The sequence below is a fragment of the Kitasatospora sp. NPDC127035 genome (genome assembly GCF_042726075.1).
In the GTDB taxonomy this organism is placed as follows: domain Bacteria; phylum Actinomycetota; class Actinomycetes; order Streptomycetales; family Streptomycetaceae; genus Kitasatospora.
Genome location: NZ_JBHXDN010000042.1, coordinates 74,711 through 84,541, shown reverse-complemented (window position 1 = coordinate 84,541; position 9,831 = coordinate 74,711). Strand labels below are relative to the sequence as shown.

Genomic DNA, 9,831 nt, shown 5'->3' with positions numbered 1-9,831 from the left:
GGTCCGCCCTCCCTCGGGAGGGCGGACCGGGGCCCGTCGGCGTACGGCCGGTTACTTCTTCCTGGAGATCCAGTCCAGCGCCTGCTTGGCGACCGTCTCCAGGTACGGCCCGCTCAGCGAGGTGTGGTCCTGGGTGCCGATCGAGGTGTTGGAGACCAGGGCGGTCCGGCCGTCCGGCATCGGCGCGAACCAGCCGCCGCCGCTGGAGCCCTGGGTCATGTTGCAGCCGATGGTGAGCATCGACGGGCGCTTCGGGTCGAAGGAGAGCCGGGTCGGCTTCCCGCCCTCGCACTTGTAGAGCTCCTGGCCGTCGAACGGCTTGAAGAGCGGGTAGCCGACGGCCGAGACGGCGACCTTGTCGCGCGGGGCGTCGAACCAGACCGGGACGGCCGAGCCGACCGTCTCCTCCAGCGACTTGCCGGTGTCGTTCTGGTTGCTCACCCGCATGATCGCGAAGTCGTACTGGCTGGCCGCGTCGCCGGTGCCGCCGCCCTCGACCAGCCACTGCGGCGAGGTCACCACGTCCTTCGCCCACCAGGTGCCGAGCGGTGCGAGCTCGGCCAGCGGGGCCTTCTTGCCGCCGCTGGAGGCGCCGGAGTTGTTGTAGGCCGGCACGAAGACCAGGTCCTTGAAGTACTTGCCGCCCTTGCCCGGGTGGACGCAGTGGCCGGCCGTCCAGACCAGGTTGCTCTTGCCCGGGTGCGCCGGGTCGGCGATCACGGTGGCCGAGCAGTTGCCGCGACCGCCGTCGGCGGAGAAGAAGATCTTCCCGGAGGGCTGCTTGGTGTACGGGCGCGGCACCGGCACGGCCTTGACCACCGGCGGCTCGGGGTCGGTGACCCCGGCGTCGCCGGCCGGCTTGGCGGTGGGCGGCGCCGGGTCGGCCGGCTTGGAGTCGCCCATCTTGTCCGGGTTCCAGAAGTCCTTCACGATCGGGTTGTTGAAGACGTTCTTGGACGCCCACTTGTCCCAGTCGTCGAAGGTCCACTTCGTCAGGTCGTCCCAGCTCTTCGGCAGGCCCTCCAGCAGGCCGCTCGGGAGACCCGTCGGGAGCGTGATGCCGCCGATCGCGCCGCTGCCGCCCCCCGTGGCGGTGGCACTGCCCGTGGCGGGCGGCGGCGCGGCGGTACCCCCGCCGCCGGAGGGCCCGTCCGGGCCGCAGGCGGTGACGGCGAGCAGGGTCCCCGCGGCGAGGGCCGCGGCCACGGCTGACCGGTGGATCACTGGCATGGTGTGCTTCCCCCTGGTAGTTCGGCGTACGGGCGGCGCACCGCCGCCTCGGAGTCTTTCACTGGGCATCAGGACGGCACCGGCCGACCCCCGGGTTCCGGGCGCGGCCGGCGGTCACCGATCTGTGACGTGGACCGGGCGGCCTCGGCGGGGTGGTCCCGCCCGGCTCGTCGGTACGAAGGGCCCTCCCTCCCCCTGAGCGGTGAACAACGGCCGTTCTTCACCCGGACGAGTGAGCCGTTCTTGTGATCACCCGTCAGGGATAGGTAACCCTTACCTGACGCGACGGTGCGAGCGCCCGCCAGTTCCTCTCCACCCCACGCGCGTCGGCATCCCACGCGCCCCAAGGAGCAGCATTGAGCACCGCCCTCACCGGAGCACCGCCCGACGTCCCGTCCGCCACGGCCCCGCCCCTCCCGGTCGCCGTTCCGGCGCCCGCCGCCGCGCCGGTGCCCGCCCCGGCCGCCGCCGCGCCGGCGGTCTCCGTCCCGGTGCCCGCCCCGGCGGTCGAGGGCCGGGCGGACCGGCTGCTCCACCCGGATCCGGCCGTCGCCGCCGAACAGGCGGCCCTGGAGGCCCTGCTGCGTTGCTGGGCCCGCGAGACCGGCGCCACCCCCGGCCCGGACGGGCACCTGCGGATCGCCGTCCTCGGCGGCGCCGCCCGGCTCTCCGCCCCCGTCCGCCACTGGTCGCCGGCCGGCTGGCACCGCTTCGGTCCGGCCACCCTCGCCGCGGGCCCCGGCACCGCCGACGCCCCCGTGGACGCCGTCACCGCCGCCGCCCTGCTCGCCGCGGCGGCAGCCGACCGGCCCGACCCCGGACAGATCGCCGACCTCGCCGCCCGGGTCGCCGACTCGGTGGTCCGCACCGCCGACATCCTCACCCACCACCGGACCACCCCCGCCCCGCCCGCCGGCGGGCCGGAGGGCTCCCGGTTCCTCGCCGCCGAACAGTCCCTCCTGCTCGGCCACCCGATGCACCCCACCCCGAAGAGCCGGGACGGCCTCGGCCCCGCCCAGAGCGCCGCCTACTCGCCGGAACTGCACGGCTCCTTCCAGGTGCACTGGTACGCCGTCGACCGGGAGCTCCTCGCGGCCGGCTCGGCCCTCCCCGAGAGCGTCGACCGGATCACCGCCCGGCTCCTCGGCGACGCCGCCCTGTTGCCGCCCGGCACCGCGGCCCTGCCGCTGCACCCCTGGCAGGCCCGCGAACTGGCACACCGCCCGGCCGTCGCCGCCCTGCTCGCCGAAGGCCGGCTGCACGACCTCGGCCCGGTCGGCGCGGCCTGGTACCCCACCTCCTCGGTCCGCACCGTCTACCGGCCCGGCACCCCCTGGATGCTGAAGCTCTCGCTCGGCCTGCGGATCACCAACTCCCGCCGGGAGAACCTCCGCAAGGAGCTCCACCGCGGCCTGGAGATGCACCGGCTGCTGGAGAGCGGCCTCGGCGCCGAATGGCGGGCCGCCCACCCCGGCTTCGACGTGGTCCGCGACCCCGCGTGGATCGGCGTCGACCACCCGGGCCTGGGCGATCCGGGCGGCCTGGACACCGTGCTCCGCGCCCAGCCCTTCGCGCCCGCCGACCGCGCCTACTGCGTGGCCGGGCTGGTCGCCGAACGGCCGGACGGCACCGCCGCCACGGGGATCGAGGGGATCGAGGGGATCGCGGGCGCCGCGGCGTCCGCGGCCACCGGGGGCGCCGGGGGCGCCGCCGGGACCGTGCCGTCCCGCCTCGGCGACACCCTGCGCGCCCTCGCCGCCCGCACCGGCCGCCCGCTGCGCACCGTCGCCGCCGAATGGTTCCTGCGCTACCTGGACGCCGTCGTGCTGCCCGTCCTCTGGCTCGACGGACAGGCCGGCATCGCGCTGGAGGCGCACCAGCAGAACAGCCTCGTCCTGCTCGACGCCGACTGCTGGCCGCGCGGCGGCCGCTACCGCGACAACCAGGGCTACTACTACCGGCAGAGCGCCGCCGACCGGCTCACCGCCCGGCTGCCCGGCCTCGGCGCGCAGAGCGACACCTTCCTCGACGACCAGGTGATCGACCACCACTTCGCCTACTACCTGGGCATCAACCACGTCCTCGGCCTGATCGGCGCCCTCGGCTCCCAGCAACTCGCCGACGAGGCCCTGCTGCTGGCCGCGCTGCGCCGGTTCCTCGCCGGACCGGCCGCCGGCGCCACCGGCTCCACGCTGCCCGCGCTGCTGCTGGACGCCCCCACCCTGCCCTGCAAGGCCAACCTGCTCACCCGGCTCAACGGCATGGACGAACTGGTCGGCCCGGTCGCCACCCAGTCCGTCTACGTCGACATCCCCAACCCGGTGGCCGGCGCGTGACGACGCCCGACGACCCGTCCGGCTGGGGTGCCATGCCCACCCCCGCCGGCGAGTTCCGGCTCCGCCCGGTCCGGCTCCCCGCCGACCTCGCGCTGCTCGTCCGCTGGATGAACGACCCCGAGGTCGACGCCTTCTGGGAGCTCGCCGGCCCGCAGGCGGGCACCGAACGGCACGTCCGGGCCCAGCTCGACGGCGACGGGCGCAGCGTGCCCTGCCTCGGCCTGCTCGACGACGCCCCGATGAGCTACTGGGAGGTCTACCGGGCCGACCTCGACCCGCTCGCCGCGCACTACCCCGCCCGGCCGCACGACACCGGCCTCCACCTGCTGCTCGGCCCGGCGGCCAGCCGCGGCCGGGGCCTCGGCGCCACCCTGCTGGCCGCGCTGGCCGCCCGTGTCCTGCGGGAACGTCCGCGGTGCGAGCGGGTGGTCGCCGAACCCGACGTCCGCAACCGGCGCTCGGTCCGGACCTTCGAACGGGCCGGGTTCCGGCTCGCCGCCGAACTCGACCTGCCCGGCAAACGCGCCGCGCTGATGGTCCGCGACCGGCTCCCGGACCCCACCCTCCGCCTCCCGGACCCCGTCACGTCCCACGGCCCGCACCCCGTCACCTCCGGCGGCCCGGACGCCGCGGCGTCCCGCCCCGCGCCCGGACCCGCATCCCGTCAACCCACGCATCCCGCCTAGGACACCTCCCGACTCATGGACACCCCAGCAGCCCCGCCCGAGCCGTACGACCTGCTCGGCGTCGGCATCGGCCCGTTCAACCTCTCGCTCGCCGCGCTCGCCGAACCCGTGCCCGGCCTGCGCACCCTCTTCTGCGACCAGCGACCGGAGTTCCGCTGGCACCCCGGCATGCTGGTCGACGGTGCGCGGATGCAGGTGCCGTTCCTCGCCGACCTGGTCTCGCTGGCCGACCCGACCAACCCCTGGTCCTTCCTGAACTACCTGCGCGAACAGGACCGGCTCTTCCCGTTCTACTTCACCGAACGCTTCCAGCTCACCCGCCGCGAGTACGACCACTACTGCCGCTGGGCCGCCGGCCGGCTCGCCAACTGCCGCTTCGCCACCGAGGTCACCGCCCTGCACTGGACCGGCGACCGGTACCGCGCCGAACTGCGGGAGACCGCCACCGGCCGGTCGACCACGGTCGAGGCGTACCACCTCGTGCTCGGCGTCGGCACCCGGCCGGTCCGCCCCGAGGCCTTCGCCGCGCTCGACGGCCACCCCGGAGCCTTCCACTCCGCCGACTACCTCGACCGGCGCGACGGGCTGTCCGGGGCCCGGGACATCACCGTGGTCGGCAGCGGCCAGTCCGGTGCCGAGGTCTTCCTCGACCTGCTGCGCCGCCACGACGGCGACGGGGTCCGGCTGCGCTGGCTCACCCGCACCCGGGCGCTCGCGCCGATGGAGTACTCCAAGCTCGGCCTGGAACACTTCACCCCCGACTACACGCGGTACTTCCACGGCCTGCCCGCAGCCGTCCGGGGCGCCCTGGTCGAGGCGCAGTGGCAGCTGCACAAGGCCGCCTCCGCCGAGACCCTCGCCGAGATCCACGACCACCTGTACGAGCGGACCGTGGGCCGGCCGATCGACGCCGCCCCGGTCGACATCACCCCCGGCACCGCCGTCACCGACGCCCGGCCCGGTCCCTGCGGGGGACTCGAACTCCGCTGCCGACACACCGACTCCGGCGCCGAGCACGTCCTGCGGACCGACGCGGTGGTGCTCGCCACCGGCTACCGCGCCGCCCGCCCCGCCGCCCTCGAACCCCTCTCCCACCTGATCGACTGGGACGAGGACGGCCGCTACCGGGTCGACCTCTCCCACCGGGTGGCCACCCTCCCCGAGGTGACCGGCGGCCTCTACGTGCAGAACGCCGAGCTGCACACCCACGGCGTCGGCACCCCCGACCTCGGGCTCGGCGCCCACCGGGCCGCGGTGATCCTCAACGCCGTGACCGGCCGGACCCTCCACCGGTTGCCCGCCCGCACCGCCTGGACCGGCTTCGCGCCTCCCGTCGGAGCCCGGCTCCCTCCCGCCGGTGACCCCCGCACCGGTGACCCCCGCACCGGCGCCGACCGTGCCCCCGCCGACCGCCTCTCCGCCGACCACGCCCCCGCCGACCACGTCCCCGCCGTCCCCCGACCCCAGGAGCCGACCCGTGCCGCAACCGCCGGCCGCTGAACCGCCGCTGTACCTGCCCCCGCAGCTCACCGCCGGGCACTGGCAGCGGGCCGGCCGCGCGCTGCTGGCCAAGATGCTCGGCGAGTTCGCCTACGAGGAGCTCATCACCCCCGTCGAGACCGGAACCCCGGTCCCGACGGGGGACCGCGCCGGGACGGGGGACCGCACCGGGACCGGCGCCGGCCGCGACCACCTGCTCAAGCTGCCCGAGGCCGAGTACCGCTTCACCGCCCGGCGCGGCGCCTACGGGAGCTGGCTCGTCGACCCCGCCTCCGTCCGCTGCACCCGGCCCGACGGCCTCGACCCGCTGCGCTTCCTGCCCTACGCCCGGCACGTCCTCGGCCTGCGCGGCGACACCACCGGCCACCTGATCCGTGAACTCACCGCCACCCTGATCGCCGACGCCCACCTCCTCGCCACCGGCCTCACCGCCGCCGAACTCGCGGACCTCGGGCACACCGACCTGGAGGGCCGGCAGGGCGGCCACCCGTGGATCGTCCCGAACAAGGGCCGGATCGGCTTCTCCGCCACCGACGCCGCCCGCTGGGCCCCGGAGGCCCGCACCCCCCGGCCACTGCCCTGGATCGCCGTCCACCGCAGGCTCGCCGAGTACCGCGGCGTCCCCGGCCTGACCGACCCCGAGCAGCTCTACCGGCGCGAGCTGGACGACCCCGCCGCGCTGCGCGCCGCGCTGGGCCCCGACGCCGACGACTACCTGTTGCTGCCGGTCCACCCCTGGCAGTGGGACGAGACCGTCGTCCCGCTCTTCGCCCCCTGGATCGCCTCCGGCGAGATCGTCCCGCTCGCCAGCGACGGCGACCTGCGGCTGCCCCAGCAGTCGATCCGCTCCTTCTTCAACCGGAGCCGTCCCGACCGCTGCACCGTCAAGCTGCCGCTCGCCGTCCTCAACACCCTGGTCTGGCGCGGCCTGCCGACCGAGCGCACCCTGGCCGCGCCCGCCGTCACCGCCTGGATCCACGGACTGCGCGACGCGGACCCGTTCCTGCGCGAGGAGTGCCGGGTGGTGCTCCTCGGCGAGATCGCCTCCGTCACGGTCGACCACCCGCTCTACCGCGAGCTGCCGGAGGCGCCGTACCAGTACAAGGAACTGCTCGGCGCGATCTGGCGCGAACCGCTCGGCCCCGCCCTGGACCCGGGCGAGCACGGCCGCACCCTGGCGGCCCTGCTGCAGACCGGCACCGACGGCCGGGCGCTCGTCGCGGAACTGGTCGCCCGCTCCGGGCTCACCCCCGCCGAGTGGACCGGCCGGCTGTTCGCCGCGATGCTGCCGCCCCTGCTGCACTTCCTCTACCGGTACGGGCTGGTCTTCTCCCCGCACGGCGAGAACGCCATCGTCGTCTTCGACGAGCACGACGTGCCGGCCCGGCTGGCGGTCAAGGACTTCGTCGACGACGTCAACCTGAGCGACCAGGACCTGCCCGAACTCCGGGGCCTGCCCGCCGAGGTGGACTCCGTACTGCTGCGCGAGGACCCTCCGGGCCTCTGCCAGTTCCTGCACTCCGGGCTCTTCATCGGCGTCTACCGGTACCTGGCGCCGCTGCTGGAGGCGCAGGCCGGACTGCCCGAGGCGGAGTTCTGGGCGCTGCTGCGCGCCGAGGTCCTCCGGTACCAGGAGCGCTTCCCCGACCTGGCGGAGCGGTTCGCGCTCTTCGACCTGTTCCTGCCGCGGATCGACCGCCTCTGCCTCAACCGCAACCGGCTGTTGCTGGACGGCTACGGAGACCGCCCGCACCGCCCGCACGCGGCCCGGCACGGCACCGTCCCGAACGCGCTCGCGGAAGGGGGAACGGTGCAGCTGCCCGGCCGACGGGGCCGGATTGTCACCCCCGCCCCGTAGGCTGGGACGGTCATGACGAACGACTCCGAATCCCAGGTCCCCGCCGAGGACGCCGCCGACGGCGTCGACTCCGCGGACACCCCGGACGCCCCGGTCGAGGCCGTCCCCCGGTCCCGCATCCCCGAGCTGCTGCACGCCGCGGTGGCCTCCGTCGGCGGCGTCGAGCGCCCCGGCCAGCTCCGGATGGCCGAGGCCGTGGCCGACGCCGTCGACAACGGCGAACACCTGCTGGTCCAGGCCGGCACCGGCACCGGCAAGTCCCTCGCCTACCTGGTGCCGGCGCTCGCCCACGGGGACCGCGTGGTGGTCGCCACCGCCACGCTGGCGCTCCAGCGCCAGCTGGTCGAACGGGACTTGCCGCGCACCGTGGAGGCCCTGCACCCGGTGCTGCGCCGCCGCCCGCTGTTCGCGATGCTCAAGGGCCGCTCCAACTACCTCTGCCTCCACCGGGCCAACGAGGGCACCCCGGGCGACGAGGGCGAGGGCCTCTTCGACCCGGTGGAGGCCCTGGGCGGCCCCACCGGCAAGCTCGGCCAGGAGGTGCTCCGGCTGCGCGACTGGGCCGACGAGACGGAGACCGGCGACCGGGACGACATGAGCCCCGGCGTCTCCGACAAGGCCTGGGCCCAGCTCGCGGTCACCTCCAAGGAGTGCCTGGGCGCCACCCGCTGCGCGTACGGGCAGGAGTGCTTCGCCGAGAAGGCCCGCGAGCGGGCCAAACTCGCGGACGTGGTGGTCACCAACCACGCGATGCTGGCGATCGACGCCATCGAGGGTGCGCCGGTGCTGCCCGAGCACGAGCTGCTGATCGTCGACGAGGCCCACGAACTGGTCAACCGGGTCACCGGCGCGGCCACCGCCGAGCTCACCGTCGGCGCGGTGAACCGCGCGGTCAAGCGGGCCGCCCGGCTGGCCAACGAGAAGGCGGTGGACGCGCTCCAGGCCGCGGCCGAGAACTACCACGGCCTGATGGAGACCGCCCAGCCCGGTCGGGTCGAGGAACTGCCCGAGTACCTGGCGTACGCGGTCACCGCGATCCGGGACGCCTCCCGGCAGGTGATCACCTCGCTCGGCGAGACCAGGGACAAGGCGCTCACCGACGAGGACGCCGTCCGCAAGCAGGCGATGGCCGCCGCCGAGACGCTGCACGAGACCGCCGACCGGCTGCTCCGGGACTCCGAGTACGACGTGGTCTGGATCGAGCGCAGCGACCGCTTCGGCCTGGGCACCGCCTCGCTGCGGGTCGCCCCGCTGAGCGTCTCCGGACTGCTGCGCGAGGGCCTGTACAAGGAGCGGTCGGTGGTGCTCACCTCGGCCACGCTCAAGCTCGGCGGGGACTTCAACGGCGTCGCCGCGTCGGTCGGCCTGCCGTCCGACGCGCGGCTGCCGGACGCGCGCACGCCGGGCGACAACCCCGCTGCGGCCGGCTCCGGCTCCGGCGCTGCTTCAGGTTCCGGCTCCGAGGACGAGCCGGTGCCGCACTGGCGGGGCATCGACGTCGGCTCGCCGTTCAAGTACCCCAAGCAGGGCATCCTGTACGTCGCCCGGCACCTGGCCGACCCGGGGCGGGACCCGGAACGGCCCGACATGCTGGACGAGCTGACCGAGCTGATCGGCGCTGCGGGCGGGCGGACGCTGGGCCTCTTCTCCTCGATGCGCGGCGCCCAGACGGCCGCCGAGGCGCTGCGGGAGCGGCTCGACAACCGGATCCTGCTCCAGGGGGAGAACACCCTGGGCGAGCTGATCCGCGAGTTCGCCTCGGACGCGACCACCTGCCTGTTCGGCACGCTCTCGCTCTGGCAGGGCGTGGACGTGCCCGGCTCGGCCTGCCAGCTGGTGGTGATGGACCGGATCCCGTTCCCGCGCCCGGACGACCCGCTGATGAGCGCGCGCCAGAAGGACGTCGAACAGCGGGGCGGGAACGGCTTCATGGCCGTCGCGGCCACCCACGCGGCGCTGCTGATGGCGCAGGGCGCGGGTCGGCTGGTGCGCGCGGCGGAGGACCGGGGCGTGGTGGCGGTCCTCGACCCGCGGGTGGAGACCAAGCGGTACGGCAGCTTCTTCCGGTCCTCGATGCCGGAGTTCTGGTACACCACCGACCGCAACCAGGTGCGCCGCTCGCTGGCGGCGATCGATGCCGCTGCGGCCCCGATCAGGCCGGTGGCCGAGCGGGGCTGAGGAGGTCCGCGAAGGGCTGCTCCCGGGGCGCGCCCGTTCCGGG

The 9,831-nt window shown here is 75.1% G+C and carries 6 protein-coding genes; 5 read left to right on the top strand and 1 reads right to left on the bottom strand.

Features of this window, described 5'->3' with window-relative positions; translation table 11 throughout:
- Positions 1 to 51: 51 nt before the first annotated feature.
- Positions 52 to 1,230, bottom strand: a complete 1,179-nt coding sequence (locus ACFWIC_RS26425; protein ID WP_380362739.1) for a trypsin-like serine peptidase — start codon at positions 1,228 to 1,230, stop codon at positions 52 to 54.
- 356 nt (positions 1,231 to 1,586) lie between these two features.
- Here ACFWIC_RS26425 and ACFWIC_RS26420 point away from each other — a divergent pair, with 356 nt between their 5' ends.
- Genes ACFWIC_RS26420 through ACFWIC_RS26400 form a run of 5 tightly spaced genes read left to right on the top strand, consistent with a single transcriptional unit; the run spans position 1,587 to position 9,788 of the window.
- Positions 1,587 to 3,566, top strand: a complete 1,980-nt coding sequence (locus tag ACFWIC_RS26420) for an IucA/IucC family protein (protein ID WP_380520162.1) — start codon at positions 1,587 to 1,589, stop codon at positions 3,564 to 3,566.
- Positions 3,458 to 4,252 carry a GNAT family N-acetyltransferase gene (locus tag ACFWIC_RS26415; protein ID WP_380520165.1) on the top strand — a complete coding sequence of 265 codons (795 nt, stop codon included), beginning with the start codon at positions 3,458 to 3,460 and terminating at the stop codon, positions 4,250 to 4,252. Before ACFWIC_RS26420 ends, ACFWIC_RS26415 begins: the two co-directional genes overlap by 109 nt.
- 15 nt (positions 4,253 to 4,267) lie before the next feature.
- Entirely contained in the window at positions 4,268 to 5,752 is a 1,485-nt protein-coding gene (locus ACFWIC_RS26410) for a SidA/IucD/PvdA family monooxygenase (protein ID WP_329949993.1), read from the top strand.
- Complete coding sequence (locus ACFWIC_RS26405) at positions 5,730 to 7,610, top strand: IucA/IucC family siderophore biosynthesis protein (protein ID WP_329949994.1); 1,881 nt, start codon at positions 5,730 to 5,732, stop codon at positions 7,608 to 7,610. Before ACFWIC_RS26410 ends, ACFWIC_RS26405 begins: the two co-directional genes overlap by 23 nt.
- 12 nt (positions 7,611 to 7,622) lie before the next feature.
- Entirely contained in the window at positions 7,623 to 9,788 is a 2,166-nt protein-coding gene (locus tag ACFWIC_RS26400; protein WP_380362734.1) for an ATP-dependent DNA helicase, read from the top strand.
- Positions 9,789 to 9,831: the final 43 nt, after the last annotated feature.